The 14,045-nt window shown below is 41.1% G+C and carries 16 protein-coding genes and 2 tRNA genes; 11 read left to right on the top strand and 7 right to left on the bottom strand.

Annotated elements, in window-relative coordinates; genetic code table 11:
- Positions 1–8: 8 nt before the first annotated feature.
- Positions 9–659, bottom strand: a complete 651-nt coding sequence (locus L3V41_RS19030) for a cytochrome b/b6 domain-containing protein (protein ID WP_062569449.1) — start codon at positions 657–659, stop codon at positions 9–11.
- Positions 660–766: 107 nt separating this feature from the next.
- Between L3V41_RS19030 and L3V41_RS19025 the strand changes: the two genes are divergently transcribed.
- On the top strand, positions 767–1,474 hold the full coding sequence (locus L3V41_RS19025) for an AzlC family ABC transporter permease (RefSeq protein ID WP_062569448.1): 708 nt from the start codon (positions 767–769) through the stop codon (positions 1,472–1,474).
- Positions 1,471–1,770, top strand: a complete 300-nt coding sequence (locus L3V41_RS19020; protein WP_237128298.1) for an AzlD domain-containing protein — start codon at positions 1,471–1,473, stop codon at positions 1,768–1,770. The genes L3V41_RS19025 and L3V41_RS19020 overlap by 4 nt, the downstream gene beginning before the upstream one ends.
- Here L3V41_RS19020 and L3V41_RS19015 read toward each other — a convergent pair.
- Positions 1,767–2,921 carry an iron-containing alcohol dehydrogenase gene (locus L3V41_RS19015; protein WP_237128297.1) on the bottom strand — a complete coding sequence of 385 codons (1,155 nt, stop codon included), beginning with the start codon at positions 2,919–2,921 and terminating at the stop codon, positions 1,767–1,769. The genes L3V41_RS19020 and L3V41_RS19015 overlap by 4 nt on opposite strands.
- A gap of 160 nt (positions 2,922–3,081) precedes the next feature.
- On the opposite strand from L3V41_RS19015, the gene L3V41_RS19010 reads away from it, so the two are divergent.
- Positions 3,082–3,948: a LysR family transcriptional regulator gene (locus L3V41_RS19010; RefSeq protein ID WP_237128296.1), complete on the top strand. Its 867-nt coding sequence runs from the start codon at positions 3,082–3,084 to the stop codon at positions 3,946–3,948.
- A gap of 67 nt (positions 3,949–4,015) precedes the next feature.
- Positions 4,016–4,498, top strand: coding sequence for a glutathione peroxidase (locus tag L3V41_RS19005; protein WP_130150266.1), 483 nt, complete (start codon positions 4,016–4,018; stop codon positions 4,496–4,498).
- A gap of 55 nt (positions 4,499–4,553) precedes the next feature.
- On the opposite strand, the gene L3V41_RS19000 is transcribed toward L3V41_RS19005, so the two are convergent.
- Positions 4,554–4,742: a hypothetical protein gene (locus L3V41_RS19000; RefSeq protein WP_083515317.1), complete on the bottom strand. Its 189-nt coding sequence runs from the start codon at positions 4,740–4,742 to the stop codon at positions 4,554–4,556.
- A 390-nt stretch (positions 4,743–5,132) separates the two neighbouring features.
- On the opposite strand from L3V41_RS19000, the gene L3V41_RS18995 reads away from it, so the two are divergent.
- Complete coding sequence (locus L3V41_RS18995) at positions 5,133–5,933, top strand: YggN family protein (protein ID WP_193988093.1); 801 nt, start codon at positions 5,133–5,135, stop codon at positions 5,931–5,933.
- A gap of 52 nt (positions 5,934–5,985) precedes the next feature.
- Here the strand turns inward: L3V41_RS18995 and L3V41_RS18990 are convergent, their stop codons facing one another.
- Positions 5,986–7,419, bottom strand: a complete 1,434-nt coding sequence (locus L3V41_RS18990; protein ID WP_193989012.1) for a PLP-dependent aminotransferase family protein — start codon at positions 7,417–7,419, stop codon at positions 5,986–5,988.
- 110 nt (positions 7,420–7,529) lie between these two features.
- Between L3V41_RS18990 and L3V41_RS18985 the strand changes: the two genes are divergently transcribed.
- On the top strand, positions 7,530–8,459 hold the full coding sequence (locus L3V41_RS18985) for an EamA family transporter (protein ID WP_062569441.1): 930 nt from the start codon (positions 7,530–7,532) through the stop codon (positions 8,457–8,459).
- 54 nt (positions 8,460–8,513) lie between these two features.
- Here L3V41_RS18985 and L3V41_RS18980 read toward each other — a convergent pair whose 3' ends face one another.
- Positions 8,514–9,362 (bottom strand): YegS/Rv2252/BmrU family lipid kinase, encoded by an 849-nt coding sequence (locus tag L3V41_RS18980; RefSeq protein ID WP_062569440.1) that lies wholly within the window; start codon positions 9,360–9,362, stop codon positions 8,514–8,516.
- A gap of 323 nt (positions 9,363–9,685) precedes the next feature.
- Here L3V41_RS18980 and L3V41_RS18975 point away from each other — a divergent pair, with 323 nt between their 5' ends.
- From L3V41_RS18975 to L3V41_RS18955, 5 genes are all read left to right on the top strand, one after another.
- Positions 9,686–9,826 (top strand): hypothetical protein, encoded by a 141-nt coding sequence (locus tag L3V41_RS18975; protein WP_165381466.1) that lies wholly within the window; start codon positions 9,686–9,688, stop codon positions 9,824–9,826.
- Positions 9,827–10,053: 227 nt separating this feature from the next.
- A tRNA-Ser gene (locus L3V41_RS18970) sits at positions 10,054–10,144 on the top strand.
- Between the two features lie 53 nt (positions 10,145–10,197).
- A tRNA-Ser gene (locus L3V41_RS18965) sits at positions 10,198–10,290 on the top strand.
- Between the two features lie 109 nt (positions 10,291–10,399).
- Positions 10,400–10,891, top strand: a complete 492-nt coding sequence (locus L3V41_RS18960) for a DUF4124 domain-containing protein (RefSeq protein WP_193988090.1) — start codon at positions 10,400–10,402, stop codon at positions 10,889–10,891.
- Between the two features lie 68 nt (positions 10,892–10,959).
- Positions 10,960–11,724, top strand: coding sequence for an MBL fold metallo-hydrolase (locus L3V41_RS18955; protein ID WP_062569438.1), 765 nt, complete (start codon positions 10,960–10,962; stop codon positions 11,722–11,724).
- Here L3V41_RS18955 and L3V41_RS18950 read toward each other — a convergent pair.
- Both L3V41_RS18950 and L3V41_RS18945 read right to left on the bottom strand, forming a co-directional pair.
- Positions 11,696–12,814, bottom strand: coding sequence for an aminotransferase class V-fold PLP-dependent enzyme (locus L3V41_RS18950; protein WP_062569437.1), 1,119 nt, complete (start codon positions 12,812–12,814; stop codon positions 11,696–11,698). The two genes, L3V41_RS18955 and L3V41_RS18950, sit on opposite strands and share 29 nt — an antisense overlap.
- Positions 12,814–13,983 (bottom strand): monodechloroaminopyrrolnitrin synthase PrnB family protein, encoded by a 1,170-nt coding sequence (locus tag L3V41_RS18945; protein WP_062569436.1) that lies wholly within the window; start codon positions 13,981–13,983, stop codon positions 12,814–12,816. The genes L3V41_RS18950 and L3V41_RS18945 overlap by 1 nt, the downstream gene beginning before the upstream one ends.
- Positions 13,984–14,045 lie beyond the last annotated feature (62 nt).

Below are 14,045 nucleotides of genomic sequence, written 5' to 3'. Positions count from 1 at the left end.
TAAGATAGCTACCCTAGCAGATAACTGAGTGGCTCTGCCCCCCAAGTCGTAAATAGCAACACTAAGCACACGGCAAAAATAACGAATGCGATAACGGGTGATTTAGTCACAGGCTCCGTGGCTGAGATTTGATCGCTACTGCCCGTAAGCATAGGCTTTACTAAGTTCTTACCCTTTATACGATAAATAACAATCGCCAAAACATGCAATACGATGGCATACAACAAAATATCAAAATTAAGATGATGCAACCAACCTGCAAACTCCACGGTATCTGAGGATACATGCGCTACTAACGGACCATCCGTTAATATATCGTCACTCGTCATTAAGCCAGAAGTTAACTGCACGATAAGCAGAGCAAAAAAGGCTATCACCATATAGCTACCAGCCGCACCATGACCCGCTTTATGTTCACTACTCGTGAACGACTTAATCGCAGCAACAGGAGAGTGAATAAGTGCTGATAGCCTCGCAGTTTTACTACCAATAATACCCCAGATAAGACGAGTAACTAGCAATGCAAGGGTGAAATACCCTGCTGCAAAGTGCAGCTCAAGCATGCCCTCTTCGGCACTAAAATAAAGTGTCGCGATAGCCGCAACCAACAACCAATGGAAACTTCTTATAAAGCCATCCCATACTTTGACTTTAGACATTGTAACCCTCCCTAAGAAATGTATATTATTGCAAACTTCGACGATTTTGACACACTCCAATAATAGGTGTTTTGATCTGAGCCATAACAACAAACAAGAGCGATAAGATGCAAAAACCCATTCTAAGAGCCTTGCTAAAAGGATTTTTCGACATGCTCCCCTTATGCCTTGCGGTGTTACCTTGGGGGATTTTATGTGGCTCTTTAGCAATTCAAAATGGTTTTAGCGCATTTGAAACACAAGCAATGTCGTTACTGGTATTTGCGGGGTCTGCGCAGTTGGTCGCCATAGAATTAATAGCCGGCAATACACCGCTTTTAACTATTTTGTTTACCACACTCATTATTAGCTCACGGCACTTTTTATATGGCTTAGCAGTGCGCCACAAGGTCATCGATCAGCCTTTTCGTTGGCGACTTCCTGTTAGTTTTGTTCTCACTGATGAATTATTTGCTTTCTCACACCATCGCAAAGCCTATCGAACAAAAGTACGCCTTATTTATGCTTTAAGTGCTGGGTTTAGTTTTTATATTGCGTGGAATATTTGGACCCTGCTAGGCATAGTCGCGGGAAGCTTACTCCCCGATTTAACAAATCTTGGCCTTGATTTTGCCATCGCAGCCACCTTTATTGCTTTAGTTATTCCTGGCGTAAAGAACCTTGCTACCTTAGCGACCGTGATCACCGCAGGTGCTGTCGCAACGCTATTGAAAAGCCAAGGCTTTCAACTGTGGCTAGTCACAGCGGCCCTTATCGCTATGACGGTGGGTTATGTAATTAGTCGCTGGAGAGCAAAAGAGGAGCACGTACAATGATGATGACTATTTTATTGATGGCGTGTATCACCTTCTTCACCCGTTACTTATTTTTACACCGTGCGCTACCGTTTAAAGTCGGCCCGAAAATGCAGCAATTTTTAAGTTTTAGTGCCCCTGCAGTACTTACTGCAATTTGGGTACCCATTGTGTTTATTAATGACGAAGGGATAAATCTAGATTGGCAAAATCCCTACCTAAGTGCTGCAGTCATAGCCGTTATTGTGGCTTATAAAACACACAATATTTACTACACAACACTGGCAGGGATGGGATTATTTATAATCTTAAGTTAGACACTTGCAAGTAAAATCGCGCGGCTTTTCTCAAGCGTAACTTGCTCGCGCTCACCAAGAGCCGTCATACCATGACGTTCAAGCTGAGCCACAAGTTTATCGGCAACACTTTCATCCAACTCGTAATCGCTTAAACGAGTTGGCATTTTAACACTGTGGAAAAATGCTTTTGTTGCAGCTATCGCGTTATCAATTGCTGAATCTTCATCTTTAATATCAAGGCCTAATACTCGCTCAGCATATTGCAATAACTTGTCACGCTTAGTGTCTTTTTGCTCTGCCATCATACGTGGTAATACAATCGCTAATGTTTGTGCGTGATCCAAACCATACACAGCAGTCATTTCATGACCTATCATGTGAGTTGCCCAGTCTTGCGGGACGCCAGCTCCTATTAGGCCATTGAGTGCCATCGTCGCTGACCACATAATATTAGCGCGCACTTGATAGTTATCGGGTTCAGAGAATGCTTTAGGGCCTTCTTCGATAAGCGTCATTAAAATCCCTTCAGCAAAGCGATCTTGTAACTTGGCACCCACATCATATGTTAGGTATTGCTCCATTGTGTGTACAAACGCATCAACAATACCATTCGTTATCTGACGCTCAGGTAATGAGAATGTCACAGCAGGGTCGAGCACAGCAAAACGAGGACGCACAAACTCACTGGCAAACGGCAGTTTATCTTGCGTCTCTAAGTTTGATACCACACTAAAGGTGTTCGATTCCGAACCCGTGGCAGGTAAGGTTAAAACAACGCCAAGTGCCACAGCTGACTTTATTTCAGCGCCTTTTGCTAAAATATCCCATGGTTCGCCAACAAACTCAGCTGCAGCTGCGATAAATTTGCTACCATCAACCACAGAACCACCACCAACCGCGAGGATATAGTCAATTTGCTGCTCTTTGACTAGTTCAACTGCTTTCATACATGTTTGGTAGCTAGGGTTTGGTTCAATACCGGCAAACTCAAACCAAGTATGCTCGCTTAATGCAGCTTTAACTTGATCATACACACCATTTTTCTTAATGCTGCCGCCGCCATAAGTAACTAGTACTTTGGCATTTTTTGGGATCTCATTTTGAATCTCTTTGATTTGTTGTTCACCAAAATGAATTTTGGTTGGATTCTCAAAGCTAAAATTTAACATGCTTACGCTCTCATATTTGTGAGTATTAATCAGTGACACGACTATTGTAGTTATTTTCATATAGGGATAAAGGATGAAAATAAATAATCACTTTTGCAGACATGCAACAATAATCAGCATAAAATAGTCTTAATTTGATGCAGCACCCTAAGGATCGAAAATGTGGCAAGGCTTGGAAGAATTCTTATATGTCGTTGAGCATGGCAGCTTTACACATGCAGCCAAGGCTATGGAAGTATCAACCTCACATATAAGTCGGCAAGTACAACAGTTGGAAAGTCGTTTAGGTTCGGTATTATTTCAACGCACCACACGTAAAATCAACCTTACTGATGCAGGGCGTGAATACGCAGTAAAATTAAAAGCAATACGCCAAGAATTGATTGATGCAAACAACCAACTACAGGGTGAACAACGCCAACCAAAAGGCCTAATACGTATTACTGGCGCAGGTGAATTTGTAGCAAACCAAGTCGCTCCCAAAGTCGCAGAGTTTGTCAAACGCTACCCTGAGGTTGAAGTCGATCTCGACTTTAATAGTCGTAACGTTAACTTAGTTGAAGAAGGTTTTGACTTAGCCATTCGCTTTGGCAGAATGCAAGACTCAAATTTAATTGCACGACCACTCTGTAAACGCGTAATGACACTCGTTGCAAGCCCAGAGTATTTAGCTAATCACCCTGATCTTAAAACACCTTTTGATCTCACTGAGCATAATTGTTTAATTACTATGCGAAAGCGCTGGCGATTTAATATTGATAATCAAATTAAAGAGGTTCGCATTGATGGTAATTGGCGTAGCAACCACCCACAAGCTATTTTAAGTGCCGCTGTTGCGGGTGTTGGTATTGCACACCTTGCTCTAGATATTGTTGAACCTTATTTGAATAATGGCCAATTAGTAAGTGTACTTGATGAGTTTCAAGTCAGCGATAATGCATCTTGGCTAGTATACCCTCGTAAAGATCTATTACCATTTCGCGTACGTTTATTGATAGAGCATTTAACCGATGCATTCGCTGATTAAAATTTACGCTTTTAGAAAAATCTCAAGCACGTTAGAATCAGTGTAACAATAATAAAAAGTTATCATTATGAGCGAATTTTACCAACTTTCTGCTACTAGCCTTCAAGGCCAAACTATCGACTTTTCTGACTTTGAAAATAAGGTTGTGCTCGTGGTAAACACAGCCAGTGAGTGCGGTTTTACTCCACAGTATGAAGGGCTCCAAAAGCTACATGAAAAATACCATGATAAGGGCTTAGTCATTATAGGTTTTCCCTGTAATCAATTTGGTAAGCAAGAACCTGGTGATGCTAAAGAAATAAAAGAGGGCTGTCTAATCAACTATGGTGTCAGCTTTTTAATGATGAGCAAAGTTGATGTAAACGGCGAACACGCACACCCCGTTTTTCGACATCTAAAGTCCGAATTGCCAGGCTTTATCACCCGCAAAATAAAATGGAACTTTACCAAGTTTTTAATTGGCAAAGATGGTAAAGCCATTAAACGCTTTGCACCACTAACAAAACCAGAACAAATAGAATCAACCATTGTCGCGGCATTACATAAATAAAACGTACGTCAAAAAGCAATAAAGAGGCGCAGCGCCTCTTTATCTAAATTTATACTTAGTCGTTCAAATAATCATCAAAATCATCTTCACCTAAGTTTCTTCGCAAGCGTTTTTGTTCAAGATAGTCTTCCAACTTCTTCTTAACGCGTTGCTTTTTCTTGTCGTGTTGATTACGCCCGACCATTTCGTACTCGTCTTCAACAAAATCGTCATCTAGCGCGTCATAACTAAATGTCTTACCCACAACCCACTCCATAAAGTGTTTGAGACCAATTCAACGGTTCTAAATTTGTTCCATGAATTAGCAAAGTTTAAAAAGCTCAGTAGTAATTTAGTACCTAAAAACTACCAAAATAAAGCCATACCCCCATGCTAAATAGGTGATATGTCAATATTGTGAATAAATAGCGCTAAATTCGATTTCTGAAAAGTGAGAGTTTTTTATCGTTTCGATAAAACTCATTTATGCATATGAATTTTTTGGTTAATTTGACCAAAAAATGGTTAAAATTTTATTTCTATTTCTTTTCCCAAAATAAATAAAAACAAGCAAACTATTGATATTAAATAACTTTAAAAGTTTGGCACTCTATTTGATTACTAAATTTTGTCATTTCAAACAGGAAAGAAAAAAATGAAAAAGTTATTGTTAGCAAGTTCTTTATTTATCGCCACAACGGCTATGGCTCATAACGATAATGATACAAATATTTCATTTAGCGGTGAGCAGTGCGATGTTGAATTTAAAAATGATGTTCGTATCACGCCAAGCGAATTAGAAGTTTACACAGCCGATAATCGTACTATGAAAATCATCAACCAAAATAATTTATATATTGATGGTGAAAGCGTATCACTCAATGCCTCACAACAAGCGGCTATTGCCGCTTATTCCGACAGCTTACGCAGCCAACTCCCTGAGGTGGCAAACATCGCGCTTGATGGGGTAAAAATCGCAGGTGTAGCAATCGAAGAAGTTGCTAATGCTTTTAACATTGACGGCCTAAACGACATCTCTGAATTAATGGATGACATCAGCGTAGAAGTGCAGAACGCTTTCTATCAACAAGGTGCATTCACTATGGGTCAGCAAAATTTCGAAAAGTTTGGCCAAAACTTTGAAAATCAGTTTGATGAGCAAATCGAATCAGCGGTTGAGTCAGCCATGATGCAATCAATGGGCAGTATTTTAGTTGCTCTTGGCTCTGAACTAATCGGCTCAGGTGGTGATATGGATGCTTTTGAACAGCGCATGGAAAACATGGGTGAACAAATCGAAGCACGCGTAGAAACTCAAGCCGCACAACTAGAAGAGCGTGCCGATGCACTCTGTGGCAGTTTTGCAGATATTGCCCATAAAGAGCAAGAGCTCGTCGCTTTAGTACCTGAATTAAAAGAGTACCAGCTGTTCACATTTAAACAGCATGCTGAGTAAGATATCCCTGAACCAACGCACTTGGTTTTGCGCAGAGCCTGCTCTGCGCTTTTTATTTTTTGGCTAATACTGTGAGCTGTGACAAGGTTTTAATTGCGTGTTCTAAATGCTCAGACCAAGGTAAACCATAGCTTAAGCGAAAACAGCTGCGGTATTTTTTACCTGCTGAAAATATTAACCCTGGAGTAATGCTGATCCCCGCCTCTAACGCTAAATGGAATAACTTTACCGCATCATACTGCCCCCCAAGATCAATCCAAATCACACAGCCACCTTGCGGGTTACTAATGCGCGCACAACTTGGCATATATTGCTGTAAGCACCAAATCATACGTTCTTTATTTGTACTCAAGCGCTGCCTCAACAAACGCAGATTACGATCGTACTCACCACTGGCGATAAACTCATACAGAGTCCATTGATTAATGAGTGGCGCAGAGCAACTCAGAGCACGTTTATAACGCCTTGCTTGCTCTGCAAACTTGCCCGCAATGATCCAACCAATACGATAGCTTGGTGCAGCCGTTTTTGAAAACGACGCACAGGTGATCACTAAGCCTTTTTTTGAATAAGCTTGCGCTGGCGTAGCACGTTTAGCAGTAAAATGTAGATCGCCATAAACATCATCTTCTATGAGCACAACGTTACGCTCTTCTAAAAGAGTCACTAACTGCTCGCGTTTAGTCTCTGGCATAAAACTACCAACGGGGTTATTTAACGACGTTGAAAAAACACACGCTTTGATATCATGCTCATCGAGTGCTTGCGCCAAGTCATCTAGCCAAATCCCTTCATCAGGACACAGCGGGATTTCCAACGCTTTTAAGCCTAAGCTTTCAATCAATTCAATAATGCCAAAATAACAAGGTGATTCAATGGCGATGATATCGCCAGCTTTAGCGACACATTTAAGTGCTATTGCCAATGCCTCTTGTGCGCCATTGGTGATCACCAATTCATCACTATCAACACCAATACCAAAGTCTAAATAGCGATGGATCAATTGCTTTTTCAACGGTGCAAACCCATCCATTGGGCCGTAGTTAATTGCCGATGCGCCAGCCAGTGTCATTACACGTCGCATTGTTCGTGCTAGCGCTTTATCTGTAGGTGCTGCTGCAATAGGGTTTGCAATACCGAATGGCACAACATTGGCTTTATGTATGGCACTATAAACTTGCTCAATCAAGCCTTGCTTATTCACCATCATTGGCTCGCGACTTAGCTTCACTCGTTTCGGCCGCGATTGATTTAATTGAGAAGACTTTAAAAAGTATCCTGACTTTTCTTTGGCTTCTATCAACCCTTGCCCTTCTAAAAGTTGATAAGCTTGTTTCACTGTTGGGATACTTACATTTAACTTATCAGCCATTTTTCTCAGCGACGGTAACTTCTCTCCAGGTAATAGCGACCCTTGTGAGCAAAGATCTCTTATTAGCTGAATCACCTGTTGATATAAAAACTCACTATTACTGCGACTGATCACTTGTGACATCGGACACCAAACTGTATAGGTTATATTTTTAGTTTTCTGTATATGTTAAGTATACAGAAGAGGCCTAAAATGAACATACTTTAAACTTTTGAGTACTAACTATGAAAAGTGCCGCTCTTTACCTTGTCACGGTACTAATTTGGGGGTCAACTTGGCTAGCGATTGAGTTTCAACTAGGCGATGTTGCCGTTGAAATCTCCTTATTTTATCGCTTTGCTATTGCAGCCGTTTTAATGTGGGCTTTCGTACTGATAAAAAAGCTACCTATGCAATATTCACTGCGTGATCATAGCTTTTTCGCTTTACTGGCATTATTCAACTTTGGTTTAAACTATCTTGTTTTATATTGGGCACAAAATTACCTCACTTCAGCCATGGCATCGATTGCTTTTTCCATGCTGTTATTGATGAATATCATCAATACACGGTTATTCTTTGCCAAACCTATCGCCAAGAGAATTTACTTTGGTGCACTTCTTGGAGTGATGGGGATTGCTAGCTTGTTTTGGCCACAAATTCAGCAATTCAACTTGAGTAATGGTGCGTTGGTCGGGTTACTACTTGCGCTATCAGGAACCTTTGTGGCTTCATTGGGAAATATGGTCAGTGTTCGAAACTCTCAGCGTAATATTGGCGTACTACAAGGCAACGCGTGGGGTATGTTATATAGCGCTTTAGGCTTGGCTGCTTATGTTTTAGTAAGCGATGTAGAGCTTACCTTGAATGCTCCAACAAGTTATTGGGTGTCGCTGCTCTATTTAGCTGTGTTCGGTACAGTTATAGCATTTGCTTGTTATTTTGCACTACTAAAAAATATCGGCCCAGAACGGGCAAGTTATGTGATCGTATTATTCCCACTGGTTGCAGTAGTACTAAGTACCTTATTTGAAGGATTCGAATGGCAAGCGAACACCTTTATCGGATTTAGCTTAGTTTTATTTGGCAATGCCATTGTGCTAACACCGACAAAACAGATTAAAGCTTTTTTTGCTGCTCGCAGTATTCAGCAAAAAGGCTCCGTCCCCAGTTAGAAGTGACTATGTCGCCTCTAACACCAAGCGCTGGCAAATTTTGCCAGCGCTTTTTTATGGCACATGAAAACGAAGTGCTTGCGGGTGAATACTGACCTTCGCAGGCGTATAGCCCACCAGCTCACCATCTGCCTCAATAAGCTGTCTAGGGGTGGTTACTTCTGCACTGACTAGTTGTGAATATTCTAGCCTTTTCAAACTATGATGCTTTACCAGTAGTAAATACACAAAACTGAGCAGGTTTTTCAGCAAACCATCTGCGGGCATGCAGTAACAGTCAAGCTGACCATCATTTAGCTGTGCTTTTGGGGCGATTTTTAAACCACCACCGAAATATTGATGATTGGCAAATATCGTCACTAAGTTACTGTAGTTGAGTGCTTTACCATTAAACGCAGCGTGTAGAGGTTTAGCCTGAAATGAAAACAGCTGTTTTACACCCTGCCAAATATAGCCGAATGAACCATAGCTTTCAGTCTTATTTAGCTGAGCCACCACTTCAGCGTCAAAGCCTATTCCCGCTACATTAATAAAATAGCGCTGGTTTATTTGCCCAATATCGATTAACTCTGTACGGCTATTAAAAACGGCTTCATACCAAGCCTGTTGTTTACACGCAAAGCCTCGAGCAAAATCATTACCTGTGCCAGCAGGAATTAACGCAATTGAACAATCACTCTCTATGAGTGCATTAACAGCTAAGTGTAAAGTTCCATCACCACCAATCACCACGACTTGAGTTTGGTTTTTAGCCAAAAGCGCAATATCAGCGCAATCATTCTCAAACTTGCCTGTGGTTAAATACAATTCAGGCTCGATCTGTCTTTTTTTACATTCTTTTATTAACCAATCAACACTGTTTTTATGATTTTTTTTGTCGCTTGGCTTTATTATTATCAACATCAGCGATTACTTCTTTTCAGACAGGGCAAAAATAGCCACCCATTCAAATTATATTAATCTGAATATTTAGTCACTTTATAAATTTAAAAACGCATAAACAAAACAACATAAAACAAAAACTCTTTATATACCTGAAGTTAATAAAAAAACACCTTGCATAACCATGCAACCCATAGCAAAAAAGAAAACTTAACGCATTGTTAATAAAGCAGATTCGGATTAAAAAAAGTTATCCGATAGACTCAATTTTTATCGTTTTATTTTTGTCCAGTTTGGTTGCAAAATACCCATGTTTTCAACCAAACACAACTTGGAGCAAAGTAATGAACCCGATTAATACACTCAATCAAAGTGCAGCAACTCATGTTGCCGTAAAACCAACTAACAGAAAAGCAAAAATGCTTGCTAAGTTAAACCGTTACGGAAAAAAACTAGCACTTGGCGGCGCAGTACAACACAAGTAACCCCCAACCATGGTTACTTTATCGGTGCAGTAAACACCCAACCACTAATGAAGATCCTTCTTTAGCTCCTCCGTTTACTGCCCCAACCCCCTTCTTTTAAGTTAAAAACAGCAAATAATTAAACCTTTTTACAAAAAACCCTCTCTTTACGCTCAAAAAACAAGCAAACAAACTTTTTCCTATTTACACAGCCGATTCAGCTAAGTATTATTCTCGCATCACGATGTGGAGAGATGGCAGAGTGGTCGAATGCACCGGTCTTGAAAACCGGCAGGGGTTTGTAGCCCCTCTAGGGTTCAAATCCCTATCTCTCCACCACTTATTTTTATTTGTTGATTTATTTCAGCAAATTACAATCAGAATTATGCGCTGGAGAGGTGGCCGAGTGGCCGAAGGCGCTCCCCTGCTAAGGGAGTATAGGGTTTGTAGCTCTATCGAGGGTTCGAATCCCTCCTTCTCCACCATTTTATTATTAAAAACCGCTTTTAAGCGGTTTTTTTATGCCCGAAAAACTTGCACACCTCATTATATTTCATGCATGCTAAGTATCTATTTGCTACACAAAGTGATGCTATGTTTCGTTTTGTATTTGTGACTCTTGCTCTATTTGCCAGCGCCAACAGTCAAGCCACTATTTATAAGTGTATGATTGACGGGGTTGCCACCTTTACCGAGCAGCCTTGTGGTAAAGATGCAGCAATCGTGAAAATTGCACCGCCACCAGCAAGTAATCAAATCCCAGCCACAGAGCAGCCGCAAAAACCAGCAGACTTAAGTGTTGAGGATTATTTAAAAATCCAAAAAGCCGATCGCGAAATAGACCGCCTCCAATTAGAGCTCAAAGAACTACAAAAACAACAAAGTGAGCGCATCGATAAACTCAAAAATATGACGCAAGATGCGGCAAACAGGTTAGGTGCAGCGTCCATTGACGATGCTATTAGCAAACAAAGCGAACGTATTAACGCTTACTATAAAAGCCAAATCGCCACCCTAGAAAAGCAAGTAGCACAGCTAGAAGAAAGCAAAAAGCAGCTCAAAGAGCGAGACACACAATCCAATTAGCTTAGCTTACCAAAACTGGTCAGACATGATATAACTGATTTGCTGATTAAGTTTAGGGATCAATCGTTTTGCAAATTCATACGCTCGAGGGTTATATTCAAAATATCTATTTAATTGAATATCAAGATAAATTAATGCTGCTTGATGGATGTTGCCGTGCTGATGTGAATACTGTTTTTGACTATATTACCGAGCAACTCAAGCGCCCTGTCACTGACTTAAAGCTTGTTGTGGTGACCCATATGCACCCAGATCATGCCGGTGGAGCACATGCATTAAGAAAGTTAAGCGGTGCTAAAATAGCCACGTCAAATGCCCCAGGACAATGGTATAGAGGCATTGATGGTTTCTTAATGCACTTAACCGATATCGCTTTGGCTTGGTGGGTCGCTGGTAGGTTAAATAAAAAACGTCACAACCTTTGGTACAGCCGCCATCTAGATGCTGATTATTACCTTGGGGCAGATGCAACCCTACCCGGCTTTGAGGATTGGCAAGCACTACATAGCCCAGGTCATACCGACCGAGATATTAGTCTGTACCATATTCCTAGTGAGCGAATTTATATTGCTGATTTATTGGTAAAAGTAAAAGGACAGCTCGTGCCCCCCTTTCCTGTTTTTTACCCAAAGCTGTATTTAAACTCTTTGCTGATGCTTAAAACGCTGCAACCCAAACGAATTATGTTTGCTCACAGTAACGAAGTCAGTATTGATGACATCGACTTTGAGCAAATTTTAGCGCTGGTCCCCGAAAAACCAATGACCCATTGGCGTTCAGTCAAAGCAAAGGCCAGGCAAGCCCTCAACTTAAAGCGCTTTTCACAGTCGTGATAAAAGTATCGATATCCTGCTGATCATTGTAAATATGAGCAGAGACCCTTAAGCCTAAATGACGCTCATCAACCGCAATATTCGCTGCAATAAGCGCAGCTTTAACAGCCGCTTGTTGCTCGCCAAAATGCATAATAGCCGTTCCAGAACATTTGTCAGCCTGTATTGGTGAACGCATATAATCAGCTAATTGATCATGAAACTGTGCGAGCATTGCTAAGTTATGTGCGCGTACTTTTTCAATACCAAGCTCTGCAAAATAATTAATACTATGCGAAGCCAAAATATAAGGCGCCACTGAAGGTGTACCACCCCAAAAGCGCAACGCGGTTTGATGGTAAGCAAAGTGCTTAATATCAAATTCAAACGGATTTTGATGAGAAAACCAGCCAACATCTTGTGGCTGACAAAATGAAAGCTGCTTGCTGTTAACCCACAAATAAGCAGCACCAGGCCCACCACATAGCCATTTTACACTCGAGCCCAACATAAAATCGGCATCAAGCTTAGTTAAGTCGACTTCTAAAATCCCCGCAGATTGCGCAATATCAAGTAAACTCAATGTGCTGTGTTGCTTCGCGATATTTATAATTTCGTGAATAGGCGCTTGTTGGCCCGTGTTTGAATAAACATGGCTAATAAAGACTAAATCAATCTCATTATTCGCTAAATATGACTGCCAAACCTGCGCATCGGTTAAATCTTCATGTTTACCAATAAACACAATTTCAGCACTTTCAGGTAGGGCTTTTTGCATTGCAAAACCCATACTTGGAAAGTCACTTTCGGCCATCAACACTTTGCAATTTTCTTGCTGAAGTCGCGGGTGCGACATCAAGAGCTTGGTTAAACCGCTCGATAAGTTCACTTGGGGGCAAAACAACTCTCTTTGTGAGTTGAATAATTTAGCGAGACTATTTGTAAACGCCTCAATACCTTGTAGCCACTGTTGCCATGGTTCTTTATTTTCATTTTGCCAAGCTGCAAAAAACTGCTGATGAAAATACTGCTCAGCAGATTTCAATGGTCGCCCAACAGAGTGGTTAAGCAAATAGCTGCCTTGTGGAATTACAAAATCGTCTTTGTTCATTACTTAATCCACTGTTTTAACTTAGTTAAATCATCAAACCGAGTGCGAATATCATCACGCTTTGCTGCCGCACGACGATCCCTTAACTGCTCAAGTGAGTTAAGTAGCACATGCAAAGGCGGCCCACTGGCTGTGACTTTATCCATATGTTGTTGCTGCATTTGCTGTGAAGGCTGCGCAATGTATTTACTAACCAATTGATTATGGTGGCCAATTGCAGTATCACCATGCAATTTACACACTTGAATAAACAGCTTTAAGTTAGTTTGTAACCATTCGCTATCGCGCTCAGCTTCTGCCGCTAAAAAGTCATCCATAATGCTTGTCATGCGCATGCTTTCACGCAAAATTTGCTGATCTTCAGGCATCATATACAAGAATTTATCCACCAACATTTGCGAGTAGCTCGGTTCATTGGCAAAACAAAGGCCAAGTAATAAATCGATGACATTAATGCCCGCAAAATCACCGGCATTCGCACCTCGATATACCTCTTTACCTACTCGATACGGCTTGTAATATGGGCGTACACAATAAAAAAAGCGGTCTGTGTCGAGCTTGTTGTATAGCGTATTATTTGACTCAATCACATCAAGTAGCGCTTGCTTTGCTACTGCCAGTAAGTCAGCCGCGATAGGGTGCGATATACCTAACGGCTGAATTTTTAATAAAGCATCGGCCGCACGCTTATACGCTAAAATACCCTTGGTATTGTAATCAATAAAGATTTTCTCATCTTCAAGGTCAGTAAAGCGCTTATACACACCATCAACCGCTTTATTGTGCGTGGTTAAATGCGCCGTTGCAAAACGTGGGGTAACACCAATAGATGCACCAATATGCATTGCCAGCGCAGAGGCTTCTACAAGGGGTGAGCTTGTTTCACGAGAAGGCTCAGTGATCTCATGTCGACGGCATGCCGCCATATACAGACCAACATTACCCAACAAATCAAAGGCGTTGTCAAACCCTTCATCGGTATTGCCCTCTGCTAGTAAGGTGCGGATATGCTCATTACCTTCTTGCTCTAATTGACGTTTAAAGTGCTCACCGACACCCTCTACATTCGCTTTATCGTCTTGCTGCCAATATAGTTTTTCTAGTTCGCTATTGAGCTCAACAAAACGGGTGCGAAGCCAGCTATCAAATGCCTTGGTGTTCTCAGTCACAGGCTCACTCCAAAATAATTATATTGCGATAATGTTAACAGAGTTCAATGAGTGCTAATCGC

The organism is Pseudoalteromonas sp. L21, assembly GCF_021728035.1.
In the GTDB taxonomy this organism is placed as follows: Bacteria; Pseudomonadota; Gammaproteobacteria; order Enterobacterales; family Alteromonadaceae; genus Pseudoalteromonas; species Pseudoalteromonas arabiensis.
Note: the sequence above shows the minus strand (reverse complement) of the source record. Positions and strands in the feature narration are given on the sequence as shown.